Annotated in this window: 12 protein-coding genes and 1 pseudogene; 10 read left to right on the top strand and 3 right to left on the bottom strand. The window is 63.3% G+C overall.

All coding sequences use genetic code 11. From position 1 onward, the window contains the following. Positions 1–103 precede the first annotated feature (103 nt). The 4 genes and pseudogenes from ACZYX4_RS11900 to ACZYX4_RS11885 form a co-directional block, all read left to right on the top strand. A complete protein-coding gene (locus tag ACZYX4_RS11900) occupies positions 104–253 on the top strand; it encodes a hypothetical protein (protein ID WP_463876076.1) in 150 nt (49 codons plus the stop codon). A 385-nt stretch (positions 254–638) separates the two neighbouring features. Further along, complete coding sequence (locus ACZYX4_RS11895; RefSeq protein WP_463876074.1) at positions 639–1,601, top strand: hypothetical protein; 963 nt, start codon at positions 639–641, stop codon at positions 1,599–1,601. Continuing rightward, positions 1,594–2,022 (top strand): hypothetical protein, encoded by a 429-nt coding sequence (locus tag ACZYX4_RS11890; RefSeq protein WP_463876072.1) that lies wholly within the window; start codon positions 1,594–1,596, stop codon positions 2,020–2,022. The genes ACZYX4_RS11895 and ACZYX4_RS11890 overlap by 8 nt, the downstream gene beginning before the upstream one ends. Positions 2,023–2,151: 129 nt before the next feature. Next, positions 2,152–2,401 (top strand): annotated as a pseudogene (locus ACZYX4_RS11885) (type I restriction enzyme endonuclease domain-containing protein); the annotation flags it as partial. Positions 2,402–2,546: 145 nt separating this feature from the next. On the opposite strand, the gene ACZYX4_RS11880 reads toward ACZYX4_RS11885, so the two are convergent. The 3 genes from ACZYX4_RS11880 to ACZYX4_RS11870 all read right to left on the bottom strand — a co-directional run bounded on the left by ACZYX4_RS11880 (position 2,547) and on the right by ACZYX4_RS11870 (position 4,389). Further along, a complete protein-coding gene (locus tag ACZYX4_RS11880) occupies positions 2,547–2,906 on the bottom strand; it encodes a DUF898 family protein (RefSeq protein WP_463876070.1) in 360 nt (119 codons plus the stop codon). Between the two features lie 129 nt (positions 2,907–3,035). Then, positions 3,036–3,683, bottom strand: coding sequence for a DUF4352 domain-containing protein (locus ACZYX4_RS11875; RefSeq protein WP_463876069.1), 648 nt, complete (start codon positions 3,681–3,683; stop codon positions 3,036–3,038). A gap of 46 nt (positions 3,684–3,729) precedes the next feature. Then, positions 3,730–4,389, bottom strand: a complete 660-nt coding sequence (locus ACZYX4_RS11870) for a PspA/IM30 family protein (RefSeq protein WP_463876067.1) — start codon at positions 4,387–4,389, stop codon at positions 3,730–3,732. A gap of 239 nt (positions 4,390–4,628) precedes the next feature. Between ACZYX4_RS11870 and ACZYX4_RS11865 the strand changes: the two genes are divergently transcribed. The 6 genes from ACZYX4_RS11865 (at position 4,629) to ACZYX4_RS11840 (ending at position 14,576) form a co-directional block, all read left to right on the top strand. After that, the gene (locus ACZYX4_RS11865) at positions 4,629–6,695 is read left to right on the top strand and encodes a hypothetical protein (protein ID WP_463876065.1); all 2,067 of its coding nucleotides are present in this window, start codon (positions 4,629–4,631) and stop codon (positions 6,693–6,695) included. Further along, positions 6,695–8,323, top strand: a complete 1,629-nt coding sequence (locus ACZYX4_RS11860) for a class I SAM-dependent DNA methyltransferase (RefSeq protein WP_463876063.1) — start codon at positions 6,695–6,697, stop codon at positions 8,321–8,323. The genes ACZYX4_RS11865 and ACZYX4_RS11860 overlap by 1 nt, the downstream gene beginning before the upstream one ends. Continuing rightward, positions 8,320–9,516 carry a restriction endonuclease subunit S gene (locus ACZYX4_RS11855; protein ID WP_463876061.1) on the top strand — a complete coding sequence of 399 codons (1,197 nt, stop codon included), beginning with the start codon at positions 8,320–8,322 and terminating at the stop codon, positions 9,514–9,516. The genes ACZYX4_RS11860 and ACZYX4_RS11855 overlap by 4 nt, the downstream gene beginning before the upstream one ends. Positions 9,517–9,690: 174 nt before the next feature. Next, positions 9,691–10,824, top strand: coding sequence for a PDDEXK nuclease domain-containing protein (locus ACZYX4_RS11850; RefSeq protein ID WP_463876059.1), 1,134 nt, complete (start codon positions 9,691–9,693; stop codon positions 10,822–10,824). Next, the gene (locus ACZYX4_RS11845) at positions 10,821–14,045 is read left to right on the top strand and encodes a type I restriction endonuclease subunit R (RefSeq protein ID WP_463876057.1); all 3,225 of its coding nucleotides are present in this window, start codon (positions 10,821–10,823) and stop codon (positions 14,043–14,045) included. Before ACZYX4_RS11850 ends, ACZYX4_RS11845 begins: the two co-directional genes overlap by 4 nt. Positions 14,046–14,102: 57 nt before the next feature. Next, positions 14,103–14,576: a hypothetical protein gene (locus ACZYX4_RS11840; protein WP_463876055.1), complete on the top strand. Its 474-nt coding sequence runs from the start codon at positions 14,103–14,105 to the stop codon at positions 14,574–14,576. Positions 14,577–14,767: the final 191 nt, after the last annotated feature.

Here is a 14,767-nt window from a genome sequence, read left to right as displayed (position 1 = left end):
CATTGCCGGCTCGCGGCGTCTGCCCGACCTTGCCGGCCCTTCCAGGCCGACATCGGCGTGGTGGTGTCGACCAACCCCGGTCCCACCGCAGACATTACGAGCATTGCCCTGCACTGCCCGCTGCGGCGGCCTGGGCTGCTACATCCTGCTCAACCGCACTGTCGACTGGCGCCTCCCCGGCCTGCAAGGAACCACCGTGACCAGCATCAACCCAATCTGGGCGGCCCGGACCAGCTGGGTCTTCCTCCATTAGGCCCATGACCTCAACGAATGAGTTGGCATGGGCTGATCGTCATCAGCAACGTCGTGGTGTCCGTACTGGGTTATGCCTCGCCCAGGAAGCGGGGCGCAGCGGTGGCGCTGCGGGCATCGCGGACGGGCTGAGGCCCGTGCTGTCTCGGCAAATCCTTCCAGCCCGACCGCATCGAGGCCGAGGTATTCCGGCTGGTGAGCTCAGGAACTTCCCTCATCGGAAGACCTCGCCCAACACCGCCGCCGGCGCACGAACCATGACGACACACAACTATGATGAGCCGCTTTCCCGCAGACCCTACCAAAATGACACTACGATTCGGGGTTGTGAACACTATTACCCGACTCGGAGAAGTTCGATGGTCCTGCCTCTAGTCCCACTTGCCTTGATCGGCATCGGGGTCATCAGCGGCGCGAGCGGCGCGGCCTTTGGGCTCAAAGGCGGTTATGACATCAAGAGCGCCAACGACCGCATCCGGAAGTCCGGAGCGCATTACGACCAGGAACGTCGCAAGCTTGAGGCTCACGAGCTGCTCACGAACGATTCCCTGAAAGTCCTCGGCAACCGCCAGGAGCAGGCCATTCACATGATTGTTGAGCGAATGGCTGACTTCCTGCGGCGACACGAGAAGCGGGTGACGGAGAGCGAGAAGCTCTTAGTAGACGGACTCGAGTCGACGCCGGGGCAGGTCACGCTTGAAGGAAGTCTGGGGCAGGAAGCGATCTCCTGGATGCGCGGGATGGTGGGGTCGGCAGCCACGGGGGTCGGCATCAACTCCGGGATCACCACGGCAGTCACGGCGTTCGCCGCTGCGAGCACAGGCACTTCCATCTCGGCTTTGTCCGGTGTGGCCGCGACGAACGCGACTCTCGCCTTTCTCGGTGGTGGCAGCATCGCCTCGGGTGGCGCCGGGATGGCAGCCGGAGCAGCCGCCCTCAACTTCGTCACGATTGGGCCCGCGATCCTCGTGAGTGGCCTTGTAGTCGCTGGGCAGGGTGAGAAAGCGAAGACGAAAGCCAGCGAAAACGAGGCCAAGGTAAGCGTCGCAAGCGCCGAGATGCAGTTGACGAAAGCGAAGTTCGACGCGGTCGGCGCACGGGCCGCGGAACTCGAGGGGTTGCTTTGCCGACTTGTCGTGCGAGCCACGTCGGCGCTCGAGCTGCTCGAGTCCGAACTGTTCGACCCAGCACGCCATGCGGCTCGGTTCCAGCAGGCGGTGACGTTGACGATTGCCGTTCGCAACGTCGCATCAGCTACAGTCGTTGACGAATCGGGAGACTTGAACGAGGAGACAGCCATGTTCAATGTCAAGTACCGCACTCTGGTCAAGGAGGTTGAGGATGTCTGACGCGAAGGTGCACGTCGGCAAGGTGGTTGGATCAAAGCACTCGCCGATTCTCAACGCTGATGCCTTCGTCGCTCTCAGCGAGATCGTGGGGGCCGCGCGCGAGTACGGCCGGATCCGGCAGGAGGAACACACAAAGCGCGCAGCTATTGCAGCGGCCGAGCATGTCCAAGTCGACCGCATCCACGCGGCCGAGAAGATTCTGAGGCTCTACTTCGAGGGAATCTTCGCTGAGCGCGCAAAGACCAGCGAGGACATGTTCGTCCGACTCGACCAGGCCATGGACTCGGGAGACCCCCAAATGGTTCACGCCGTCGTCCGGGGCATCGTCGATCTCGCCCAGTCCTCGCCGCTCGCTGGCCTAGAGGACTTTGGCAAGTTCTGGGCAGAACTCGGCACCGACGCCAACCCCGTTGAACTGTAAGACGGTTGGTGTAGGAATCTCCCTCATCGGAGGACCTCGCCCTCTGGCTAGTCGCGGCGAATTCCCTGCCGCGATGCATGTTCTGGAGACCGTGGTCAGGCTGCGTTCCTGAGCATAAACCAAGGATCACATTTCTCTCCACCACTGAACACCGACGAGCTGGCATTTTTCGACGCGGTGGCCGAGAACGAGTCCGCTGTTCAGGTTCAGAGAGAAGGGGTACTGGCCAATATTCCCCGAGCTGGTCCCCGTCATGCGCCGTCACATCCGAACAGACTAGACGGTCCGAGATGATGTGCGGGCGAAACTGCGCTCTCCCGTCCCTCGGTTGCTAGTCCAGTTCGACTACCCACCGGATAAGCAGCCGCAGACGATCCGGCGTCGATATAGTCGACTTGCCGATCCATGCGTGCTGGCCCTATCCATGGGGTGCGATGTTCAGGTGATGGTGCGGTGGCGGCCCACTGGCAGTCGGGCGGCGTGCAGAAATGCCCTGCACCCCGAAGGGTGCAGGGCCGTTCCGTCTACGCGTGGACGGTGTTCTCAACCTTCCACTGCATCAGCCGCGGGTAGACCCAGAAGGTGTAGATACCCAGCGTGATGATGCTCAAGAGCAGCCATTTGATCCAAAGCCCGAAGATGCCCCAGCCGGTGCCGACGAAACGAAGCTGCCGGCCGTGAAGATACGTGTTCTCGGCCCTCCACCGTTCGATCAGGACAACGGCGAACGGGTAGCAGATCCCGAGGGTGCAGATCGTTATCAGGACGCCCAGGATCTGGGTGCCGAAAAAGGACGCAGCCCCTCCGCGGAACTGGTAGATCTGGGCCCCGGGAACAGTTCCGCCGCCAGCGGTCACTATGGTGCCGGGGCCAGCGGCAGGCATCTGTCCATACAGCGAATCTTGCTCGTTGGTAATGCTCAATGAATCCCCCAATTGATAAAACGAAAGTGAACAGTTGAACTGTATGAGTTACAAAGGAGCCGGCCGTTCAGGCACGGCTCCATTGCCGCCCTACCCCGGGATCTGGATCCGTGCAGCTTCCTGCATCAGCGGGGTCGAGATCATCACGGTGGAAGCACCGGGCGCAATATCGAAGGCTATGAACCCGCGGGTCTTGTCACCCGGCAGAACGTCGCCGGAGCCCATCTGGTTGTCCGCGAAGAGGCTCAGATCCGCTTTGCGCCCATTGGAGTCCTTCGCCGAGAAGTAGAGCGGGTTGGAACTGGTCTTCCCCGTCTCCGTTTCCCACAGGACGTCCAGGAGCAGGTAGCTTCCGTTCTTCGCCGCCGTTGCGAAGGCCGTAGTGGTGACAGCGTCCGTACGCACTGCGGAGACGATCGTGATCTTCGCGACGTCACCGTTGCCCATCTTGACACTGAACGGAGTCCCAATCGACGGGCCGGCAGGGACAGCCGGCGCCGGAGCGGCAACTGCCGGAGCAGCAGTGGGAGCCGGGGCCGCTGCTGCAGCAGACGACGCCGGCGCCGCGGCCGGACCGGCGTCACTGGCCTTCGTGGTTCCGCCCGAGCAAGAGCCCAGGGCGATGCCAAGTACCAGGACGCCGGCGGGAATGAGGAAGCGCTTCTTCTTGAAGAACGGCCGGGGCTGAGTCGATGCAATCGCGGCGGTCAAGGGCTGTTCGGGAGTCGCGTGGGACATGTGGTGCCTTTCCAAAGTGAATGAATTGTGTGTGCGCGTGGGGAAGTTACCGCTTTTCCCATTTGCCGCAGCGGGTTGAATTGAAGTCCTGACCAGCTGAGAGGGCCACGACAGGGCGCCCTCCGCCCGGAATATCGTTCTCGATGATGTCGCCGCCGTTGCTACCGCTGCGGTATATCCCCCAGTAACAGGAAGACCCCACGGCCTCGACGGCGCGGTACGTTCCGGGCTCGATATCGGACCCGACCGTCCAGGTGCCGTCTCCGACGGTGTTGGCCGCCTTGGTCTTCTCCGCGCCAGTGACTGCCTCTTCGCGGACCTTGACGGCGGCCTCGGCCGTCTTCACTGCAGCGTCTGCCTTGCCCACCTCGGTCTCCCTTGTGGTGACCTTGGCTTCACGGGCGGCGATGCCGTTCTGCAGCGTGTCGTACTTCGACTTCATCGACGCGTAGCTGGACTTGGCCGAGTCCCGATCGGATTCCACGGACGCCTTCTCCCCTGCGAGCGCTGCATAGGCGTCGCTGGATTTCGGGTCCGGCAGCGTTGTGCCGATGCCGAGGGCGCCAGCCAACAACGCCAGCACGGCCACCACCGGGAGTACCTTCCTCTTCCGTGCCGGCTTTTCCTGGTCAGATGACGACTTCCCTTCGTTCCGCACGTCTTTGACGTGTGTTTCCGCCGGCGCGTTCGTCTCGGTATTCAACATGTTCTCTTCCTCTGATCTCGGGTGGCTGCTGAACGGCGGCGGGATACCGATCCCCCAATGCGTGGTTCCCCGCCGCCGTCGCAGCTCCGGAAGATTTCCCTCGCAGCTGCAGAATCGAAACTACGGCGGCCCGACGACTACAAGACCCAAAGACACTGATAACCCCGGTTATCAGCACTTCACGAGGAAAGTCGCCAGGCCCGGTTAGGCTGGGGGTCGACGTCGGAAGGAGGCGGAAAATGAACGAACCAGAAGCCCTGCGCATGACCCTCTCGGACGTGGCCGCCCTGGCGCAGGTCCAGCGCCCGGTCGTATCCATGTGGCGCAAACGCAGCGCCGGGTCAGCTCACCCGTTTCCAGGGCCCGCCGCACAGGAAGGCGGCCGCGAACTGTTCGACGCCGACCAGGTCGCCGGCTGGTTGGCGGCCACCGGGCGGGGGAACAACACGGAAGCCGTGAGCGACGCCGCCGCTTTCGCCCGGGTGCCCGGGGCAGCAGCCGGCGGTGCCCAGGGAACCACGCTGGACGCACTCACCGCCCTGCTGACGCTCAAGGCAATGACCGGCCACGCCCTGGGGACACTGAGCACAGCTGAACTGCTGGACCTCGCGGACGAATGCGACCCCGATGACTTGTTCCTCTATTCGGAGCTGGAGGCCAAGGGCACGTCCCTCGCTTCAACGGCAGCCTTTGCGGACCGGCTGGTGGACAGTTCCTACAACGCGCCGGCTGCCTTCGAGCAACTCCTGACAGCACGGTTCCGGACGGGGCATCGGGAACACTCGGATACCGCTCTCACCGACTCCGCCGTGGGGCTGGTTGCCGCCGCTGCCGTCGAACTGGCGGCAACACTGGGCGGGAACGCTGTCTTTGCCGACGCCACGCGAGGTGGAAGCGACCTCCTGATGGGCGTAGCGCACGCTGCCGGCGAGGGTACGCCCGTCACCTTTCTGACAATGGACGACGACGACGGCGCCGCCGGCCGCCTGGTGCGTCGCCGCCTGCGGGTGCACGGCGTGGAGGGCGGACAGATCCGCGTCGATCCCGGCGGTGAGTTCGCCGTCCATGGCCCCGTCATCCATGTCGCGCAGTACCCGTCCCCCGGTGACCCCGGCATGGGCGCGGCGCAGATTCTCTCGGCGGTGGAACACCTTGTCCTGCAGATGGACGATCAGCAGCGGGCTGTCATCATCGCCCCGGCGAGGGTTCTCTGCGATCTGCCGCTGGATGCCGGCGCTGCAGGGCTCCGTTCGGGGCTGCTGCGGATCGGCCGGATACGCGCCATCGTCCGGCTGCCCCTGGGCCTGCTGCGGTCCAAGCCCCGCGAAGCCCAGGCCCTCTGGGTGCTGGGACCGTCGTTCGCTGAGGTTCCCATTGCCGATCGCTGGACCATGGTGGCGGACCTCAGCACCCAGGACCTCAGCGAAGACGTGAAGCAGGACCTGGTCAGCGACATCGTTGCCTCCATGGGAAACGGCGCCACGGTGCGCGCCCACTCCTTCCGTTTCGCCCGCCTAGTGCAGACCCGTCTGCTGCTGGCCAGCCGGAAGTCCTTGGTGGCAGCGCCAGCCCACGGTTCGGCTCGGAGCCCCGGCGGCGCCGAGGCAGCCTTGCGGGTGGAGGAACTCGTGCGCCTGCTGCAGAGCAGCGAATCCAGAGAATCGGCTGCCGTGAACGTACTGCCCGCTGAGCCGAACGCGAAGGCCCAGTCCGCCTCCGTTCAGGAACTCATCGAAGCGGGCACGGTCAAGTACATCAAGGGGAACCGGCTCGAGGATGCGGACCTGGCTCATCGGGAGGGGATCCGGGTGCTGGGCGCGGCGGAACTGCTGAACCCACACGGCGCACCACCCCGGCACATCGGCTTGCTGGACCTTGCGGCCACCTATCCCGCGAGCCGGCTGACCCAGCCCGGCGACGTCGTCTTCTGTACGAGCCCCCGGCCCGCCGCACGGGTGGACACGCAAGGCGGCTCCGCCGTCGTCTTTCCGGCGAGGGTACTTCGGATTGACGCCGGTGACCCCGGCGGGCTGCTGCCCGACGTCGTCGCCGCGGACATCAAAAGTCTCCCCGCAGCGGACAAGTCCTGGCGCCAGTGGCGCCTGCGCCTCACACCGGATGCCCAGCGCAAGAAGCTGGGCGAATCCCTCGCCCGGCTGCAACACGAGCAGCAACAAGCTCGCGAACGCCTCGGGCGGCTCGAAGAACTCGCTACCCTGATTACGGACGGCGTAGCGGGCGGAAGCCTCACCCTGACAGACCCCAGCACTAAGCTCGCCGGACCACAGAACGAAGGAACCCAGTAATGCCCCCGAAATTGAAGGTAGACCTCGCCCCGTCCACCATGAAGGAACTCAAGGACACCCTCTGGAAGGCCGCGGACAAACTGCGCGGCTCCATGGATGCCTCCCAGTACAAGGACGTGATCCTTGGACTGGTGTTCCTGAAGTACGTCTCGGACGCTTTCGAGGAACGCCGCGCGCAGATCCAGGCCGAGCTGGAGGCCGACGGGCTCAACGAGGAGCAGATCGCCCAGCTGATCGACGACGTCGACGAGTACACCGGCCGCGGCGTGTTCTGGGTTTCCGAACGTGCCCGCTGGACCTACCTGGCGGACAACGCCAAGGGTCTCCCCGCTATGGACGGCGCCGAGCCCAAGTCGATCGGCCAACTCATCGATGAAGCCATGGAACTCATCATGGCCGACAACAAGTCCCTAGCCGCAACCCTCCCCCGCATCTACAACCGCGACAACGTGGACCAGCGCCGCCTCGGCGAACTGCTGGACCTGTTCAACTCCGCCCGCTTCACCGGCCAGGGCGCCAGCAAGGCCCGCGACCTGCTCGGCGAGGTCTACGAGTACTTCCTGGAGAAATTTGCCAAGGCCGAGGGCAAGCGCGGCGGCGAGTTCTACACCCCCGCCGGCGTGGTCCGGGTCCTCGTCGAGGTCCTCGAACCCCACCGCGGCCGGGTCTATGATCCCTGCTGCGGCTCGGGCGGCATGTTCGTCCAGGCCGAGAAGTTCCTCGCGGCCCACAACATGGAGGGCTCGGACATCTCCGTTTACGGCCAGGAACTCAACGAGCGCACCTGGCGGATGGCCAAGATGAACCTCGCCATCCACGGCCTCAACGCCAACCTCGCCTCCCGTTGGGGCGACACTTTCGCCCGGGACCAGCACCCGGAGTTGACCGGCAACAACGGCGCGGACTTCATCATGGCCAACCCGCCCTTCAACATTAAGGACTGGGCCCGCTCCGAATCCGACCCCCGCTGGAAGTACGGCGTACCCCCGGTCAGCAACGCCAACTACGCCTGGATCCAGCACATCATCGCCAAGCTGGCCCCCGGCGGCAGCGCCGGCGTGGTCATGGCCAACGGCTCCATGTCCTCCAACTCCGGCGGCGAGGGCGAGATCCGTGCGCAGCTCGTCGAGGCGGACCTGGTCTCCTGCATGGTTGCGCTGCCCGGCCAGCTCTTCCGCAGCACCGGCATCCCTGTCTGCACCTGGTTCTTCGCCAAGGACAAGAGCGCTGGCAAGAACGGCTCCGCGGACCGCACCGGGCAGGTGCTTTTCATCGATGCGAGGAACCTCGGCTACATGGTGGACCGCGCCGAGCGCGCCTTGTCGGATGAGGACATCGCCAAGATTGCGAACACGTACCACGCCTGGCGCGGGACTTCTTCCGCGGTTGAGGCAGGACTGACGTACGACGACGAGGCCGGCTTCTGCTACTCGGCCAGCCTCGCGGAGGTCAAAGCTGCGGACTACGCGCTGACGCCGGGAAGGTATGTCGGGGCAGCCGATGTGGAGGACGACGGCGAGCCGATCGAGGAGAAGATCGCGCGGCTGTCCAAGGAGCTGTTCACGCAGTTCGAGGAGTCCGAACGGTTGGCGCAGGTTGTGCGCGAGCAGCTGAGGAGGGTCTCTTGAGCGAATGGCCCGTCCATGCCTTCGGCAACGCCCCGCTCCAAATGCTTGATGGAGATCGAGGAAAAAACTATCCCAACGGGACTGATTTTACTGCTCACGGAGACTGTCTGTTTCTGAGCGCCCGCAACGTTACGAGGTCTGGATTCTTATTCGAACAAACTACGTTTATCTCCGCGGAGAAGGATGCCGCGCTCCGCGCCGGAAAACTCATCCGTGGCGACGTAGTTCTAACAACCCGAGGGACTGTGGGAAATGTAGCCTATTTCGACGAATCAGTACCAATCGAAAATATGCGCGTCAACTCCGGAATGCTCATTCTACGGACCGACAGAGCTCACCTTGATCCGCAGTACCTCTACTACTTTTTGAGGTCGGACTCGATGGCACAACAGATCGAGTCCCTCACGTCGGGCAGCGCTCAGCCACAGCTCCCAATACGCGAGCTGAGCAATGCCAAGATCCCGCTCCCGAGGGTGCACGAACAGCGGGCGATCGCCGAGGTGCTGGGGGCACTCGACGACAAGATCGCCGCCAACACCAAACTGGTCTCAACAGCGGAACGGCTGGCAATCGCATTGTTGACTCAAACTCCGCACTCAGTCTCCCTGGGTAGCGTGGTAACCCACCACAAGACTTCCCGCAATCCCGCATCACTTCGACGGGACACTGTCTCTCATTTCAGCCTTCCAGCCTTCGACGCCGGAATTGTGCCAGACGTTACTGACCCTGCTTCGATTAAGAGCTCAAAGTATGCCATAGACCAACCGAGTGTCCTGGTCTCGAAGTTGAATCCGCACTTTCCACGAATTTGGGACGTCGCTTCTCCTCCCTCCTACTCGTTGGCCTCCACTGAATTCTTGGTTCTGGAGCCCCTGTTCTCATCAACATCGGTGCTTTGGGCGATGCTTTCGCAGCCATCATTTAGCTCAGACTTAAAGGCAAAGGTGTCCGGAACCTCAGGGAGCCACCAGCGAGTCAGCCCAGCGGACCTCCTGATGACTCAAGTTGCAGACCCTCGGTCGGTGCATCCTGATCTACACGAACAAATAACATCCTTGGGCATGGTGACGTCCCAAGTGCGAAGGGATAACCTGGTAATTTCACAGTTGCGCGACTCTCTCCTCCCCCATCTCATGTCCGGCAAGCTTCGGGTCAAGGATGCCGAAGTCGAGCTGGCCAGGGTCGGCGTGTGACGGCGAGTAGCTCCAACGCAATTTTCCAGCCCGCGGCAACGTTGCTGCCGAAGAACGGGGAAATGTGGCAACCGCCGCTTGCACCTCTCGTTGGCCGGCCATGGTCCGCCTCAATGTCGGACCCCTTCGGTAATTTCGAGATAGCCAAACCGAAGACCGCGGAGGGGACCTGTCATGTCAACGCCGAGTAAACCCAACCCGACAGAATCCAACAAGATGGGCATCGGCCCAGGAACCCGCAAACACGCCGACGGGGCGTCCTTCCCCGAAACGCCAACGACGAGCACCATGCCAGAGTGGTATCCGGAACTACTCGACAGCGTCTCCCAGCGGGTTGAGCTGGGCCGAGCGCGCGCCGTAGCGGCCGCCAATCAAGAATTGGTCGCCACATACTGGGGTATCGGCCGCGACATCCTCAAGCGCCAAGGAGAGGAAGGCTGGGGTGCGAAAGTGACCAGCCGCCTTGCCGCAGATCTTCGAGAACGGTTTCCTGAATCCAAAGGGTTCTCGCCCCGGAATCTCATGTTCATGCGTGCGCTGGCAGCCACATGGAATGAGCAGGCAATTGTGAAAGCGCCGCTTTCACAATTGCCCTGGTACCACCACATAGCCCTCATCCAGAAACTCAGCGATCCCGAAACCCGCGTTTGGTACGCCGCTGCCGCCGTCGAACATGGTTGGTCTCGGAACGTGATGGTCCACCAAATCGAAAGCAAGCTCCACGCGCGCGCCGGCAAGTCCATCAACAACTTCAAAGCGACCCTCCCGCCGCCGGACTCCGATCTCGCCGAACAACTCACCAAAGACCCTTACATCTTCGACTTCGTGGCCATGACGGATAAGCGGAACGAACGTGAGCTGGAAGGCCAGCTCATCAAGCACGTTGAGAAGTTCCTTCTGGAGCTCGGCCAAGGCTTCGCCTTCGTTGGCGAGCAAGTACGCTTGATGATTGGCGGCGACGAATTCTTCGCCGACCTCCTCTTCTACCACTTGAAGCTGCGCGCTTACGTGGTCATCGAGTTGAAGGCCACGAAGTTCGATCCCGGGTACCTCGGTCAAATCGGGATGTACATGGCTGCCGTTGACGACCTCCTGGCTCACCCCGAGGACAAACCGACCATCGGCCTGCTGCTCTGCAAATCCAAGAACAACGTGGTGGCCGAGTACGCGCTTCGGACCACTTCAATGCCGATCGGTGTCTCGGAGTGGAAAGCGGAGATCGTCGAGTCGTTGCCAGAGGAGTTCGCGTCGACTCTGCCCAGCATCGAGGAACTCGAAGCCGAACTTTCACGCGATAATTCAGCATGACATCCGGTCAACCAGGGGGAACCACCGTGACAGCAGCGCCGGCAGTAGCCTTTTCCGAAGCCGATTGGGAAGGCGTGGCCCTTGAGCTGTTGGCCGAACCACTCGGCTGGCGCCCTACCACGGGGCAGGACATCGCGCCCGGCAGGGGCGAGCGGGACTCCTGGAACGAGCTCCTCGTCCGGTCCCGGCTGCTCGCAGCCCTCCAGCGGTTCAACCCGACGGTTCCGGCCCAGTACCTGCAGCAGGCCCTCGCCGAGATCGCCTCGCCCAAGTCCAGCGACGCCATCGCGGAGAACCACCGCATCCACAGCTACCTAGTGGACGGCTACCGGTTCAGCTACATCGACTCGGACGGCAACGAGGCCAACCCCACCCTCCACTTGCTCAGCTCGGATCCGGACCAGAACGACTGGCTTGCCGTCAACCAGGTCACCCTGGTGCAGGGCGACTACAAACGCCGCTTCGACGTCGTGCTCTACTGCAACGGCATGCCGGTGAGCATCATCGAACTGAAGAAGGCCGGCAGTACCACCGCCGACGTCGCCTCCGCGCACGCCCAGCTGCAGACCTACCTGCGAGAGTTCCCCCTGGCATTCCGCTTCTGCGTGTTCACGCTCGCCTCGGACGGAATCCAGGCCAAGTACGGCACGCCCTTCACTCCCCTCAACCACTTCTCACCGTGGAACGTCGACGACGACGGTGTGCCCGTCGCGCCGGGCTACATGGAAGACGGCGAGGCGGTGACCGCACTGGAAACGGCACTCCAAGGACTGTTCAACCAGGAGCGCTTCCTGCAGCTGGTCCGCAACTTCACCGCCTTTGACGAAGGATCGGATGGACTGTCCAAGCGCATCGCGAAACCGCACCAGTACTTCGCCGTAACCAAGGCCGTGGGCAGCACCGTCCAGGCTGTGGAAAGCAACGGTAAGGCCGGCGTCGTCTGGCACACCCAGGGGTCGGGCAAGTCCATGGAAATGGAGCTCTACGCCAACCTAGTGGCCCGGCACCCCAAGTTGAAGAACCCGACCATCGTGGTCATCACGGACCGGAACGAGCTCGACGGCCAACTGTTCGAAGGCTTTGACCGCAGCCTGTTACTGGCAGAGTCCCCCAAACAGATCAAGAAGCGCTCCGAACTCCGGGACGAACTGAGCAACCGGACCACCGGGGGCATCTACTTCACCACCCTGCAGAAGTTTGGCCGCAGCAAGTCGGAGAAGGACGCCGGTGCCGACCACCCGCTGCTGTCCGACCGGCGAAACATCATTGTGGTGGTGGACGAGGCGCACCGTTCCCACTATGACGACCTGGACGGCTACGCCCGGCACCTCCGCGACGCCCTCCCGCACGCGACGCTGATCGCATTCACCGGAACGCCGATCTCCTTCGATGACCGCAACACCCAAGACGTGTTCGGCGAGTACATCGACATCTACGACCTCTCCCGGGCAGTCGAGGACGGCGCCACGGTGCCGGTGTACTTCGAACCTCGCCTGATCAAGGTGGGGCTGGCCGCGGACGTGACGGAGGAGATCCTTGACCAGGCGGCCGACGAGGCCACCCTGGGTCTCGACGAAACCGAGCGGGCACGCATCGAGGCGAGCGTCGCCGTCGTAAACGCCGTCTACGGTGCGCCGCAGCGGATCGCGGCGCTGGCCGCGGACCTGGTGGCGCACTGGGAGAACCGCAGCGCCCGGATGGGTAAATTCATCGAGGCGCCCGGCAAGGCGATGATCGTGGGCGGGACGCGGGAAATCTGCGCGAAGCTGTACACGGCGATCGTGGAGCTGCGGCCCGACTGGCATTCCGATGATCTGGCGAAGGGCAAGATCAAGGTGGTCTACTCCGGGACCGCGTCCGATGTGCCGCCGGTCTCCGACCACGTGCGCCGCGATTCGGCGAATGCCACGGTGAAGGAACGGCTCAAGGACGTGGACGATGAGCTGGAACTGGTGATCGTCAAGGACATGATGCTCACTGGCTACGACTCCCCACCGCTGCATACCCTGTACCTGGACCGGCCGCTCAAGGGCGCCCTGTTGATGCAGACCCTGGCCCGAGTAAACAGGACGTTCCGCGGCAAAAGGGATGGGCTGCTGGTGGCGTATGCCCCGCTGGCGGAGAACCTGGCCAAGGCGCTGGGCGAGTACACGCAGTCCGACCGGGCGAACAAGCCGGTGGGCAAGAACATCGACGAGGCCGTTGTGGTTGCCCGCGGCCTGGTCGAATCCCTGCGCGGGCTGCTCGCCGGCTACGACTGGAGGGACGTGCTGATGAAGGGCGGTCCGAAGGCGTTTGTCTCCGCGGCGACGGGCGCGGCCAACTACCTGCGCAGCCCGGAGACGCCGGGGAACCAGCCTGTCACGGACGAGGAGACGCTGGCCTCGAAGTACCGGCGGTTCTCCAGCCAGCTCTCCCGGGCGTGGGCACTGTGCTCGGGGTCCGAGACCCTGGCCGGGCTGCGGCCGGAGATCCAGGTCTACGAAGAGACCCGGGTGTACATGGCCAAGTTCGACGCCGCCGACCGGCAGGCCAGCGGCGAGCCGGTGCCGGAGGAGATACAGCGGTTGCTGGGCAATCTGATCGCTACCGCGACGTCTTCCGGCGAGGTGCTGGACATCTACGAGGCCGCCGGCATGCCCAAGCCGTCCCTGGATGATCTGACGCCGGAGTTCATCGCCAAGACGCAACAGGCACGGAACCCCCAGCTGGCCATCGAGGCGCTGCGGAAGCTGATTGCCGACGAGTCAGCGAAGACTACCCGGAATAACGTGATCCGCCAGCGTGCCTTCTCCGAGCGGATCACCGAACTGATGAAGAAATACACCAACCAGCAGCTGACGTCGGCGGAGGTGATTGCGGAACTGGTGGAGCTGGCCCGGGAGGTGGCCGCCGAAGGCAACCGTGGTGCGCAGTTCACTCCCCCGCTGAATTCTGACGAGTTGGCGTTCTACGATGCCGTGGCTCAGAACCAGTCTGCGGTGGAGGTCCAGGGCGAAGGCATCCTGGCTGACATCGCCCGGGAGTTGGTGTCCGTGATGCGGCGGGACGTCCGCACCGACTGGACTGTGCGTGACGATGTCCGGGCCAAGCTGCGCTCCTCGATCAAACGGCTTCTGGTCCGCTTCGGCTACCCGCCGGACAAGGAGCCCGAGGCCATCAAGCTGGTCATGGAGCAGATGGAATCCATGGCACCGCGTTTCGCGGAGGCGCGTGCGTAGCCAACTGAGATTTCCGCCAACGGGCGGTTGCAGCGATAACGAACCGAAAATGGGGAAATGACTACCTACGAAGCATCCACCGCAAGCGCGGCGAACGAAGTACCTCCGGCACCGGAACACGCGCCTCAGCTCCAGTCCAAACCGCGCAGACTGGCGAGGGTCGGAGCGGCCAACCTCGCTCGCATAATTCTCGGCGCAGTCGTGGCCGTTCTGCTCGTCACTACTTGGGCTGCCAACAACCCCGCATTTCACAGCGGCAGCAACCCTTCGGACTGGAAGTCGGAACTGGCGGCAGCTGCAGTCAAGAATGAACTTAACGCTGGAGAGACTAAGGGCGCACCACAGCAAACCGTCGCCAACGGTTGGTACCTGAACGACATTGCCGTGGTGCAGGCAGCCCAGAACAGCTACATCGCTGGAAGTTCCATGCGCAACGGAAACCTGCTGGTCCTTATTGGTCTGGGGGTAGCCGGCGAACTGATTATCCGTGGCGTCGAGAGCGCCCACCGCAGGCGCTCAGCTAAGGCATAGCCCGAGCCATTCCCCTTCGATGCAGGCTCACAGAATTCGTCTGAGGAGCGGACGCGGCCGCGGCCGCGGACAACAGTGCAACGATGCCACTGCCGTTGGCAAACCTACGTGTTAAGTTGCGGATCCAGGTGCATGATCGACTGTTTGGATCAGCTTCGGCGGAGGCCCGACCTCGCGGAAGCTGATTTCAT

This window comes from Pseudarthrobacter leeuwenhoeki (assembly GCF_055412885.1).
Note: the sequence above shows the minus strand (reverse complement) of the source record. Positions and strands in the feature narration are given on the sequence as shown.

Excerpts from the sequence above, each read along its gene's own strand:
- ACZYX4_RS11880 (WP_463876070.1), bottom strand. The coding sequence starts at position 2,906 with ATGCCTGCCGCTGGCCCCGGCACCATAGTGACCGCTGGCGGCGGAACT.
- ACZYX4_RS11845 (WP_463876057.1), top strand. The coding sequence starts at position 10,821 with ATGACATCCGGTCAACCAGGGGGAACCACCGTGACAGCAGCGCCGGCA.
- ACZYX4_RS11875 (WP_463876069.1), bottom strand. The coding sequence starts at position 3,683 with ATGTCCCACGCGACTCCCGAACAGCCCTTGACCGCCGCGATTGCATCG.
- ACZYX4_RS11890 (WP_463876072.1), top strand. The coding sequence starts at position 1,594 with ATGTCTGACGCGAAGGTGCACGTCGGCAAGGTGGTTGGATCAAAGCAC.
- ACZYX4_RS11840 (WP_463876055.1), top strand. The coding sequence starts at position 14,103 with ATGACTACCTACGAAGCATCCACCGCAAGCGCGGCGAACGAAGTACCT.
- ACZYX4_RS11850 (WP_463876059.1), top strand. The coding sequence starts at position 9,691 with ATGTCAACGCCGAGTAAACCCAACCCGACAGAATCCAACAAGATGGGC.
- ACZYX4_RS11870 (WP_463876067.1), bottom strand. The coding sequence starts at position 4,389 with ATGTTGAATACCGAGACGAACGCGCCGGCGGAAACACACGTCAAAGAC.
- ACZYX4_RS11860 (WP_463876063.1), top strand. The coding sequence starts at position 6,695 with ATGCCCCCGAAATTGAAGGTAGACCTCGCCCCGTCCACCATGAAGGAA.
- ACZYX4_RS11865 (WP_463876065.1), top strand. The coding sequence starts at position 4,629 with ATGAACGAACCAGAAGCCCTGCGCATGACCCTCTCGGACGTGGCCGCC.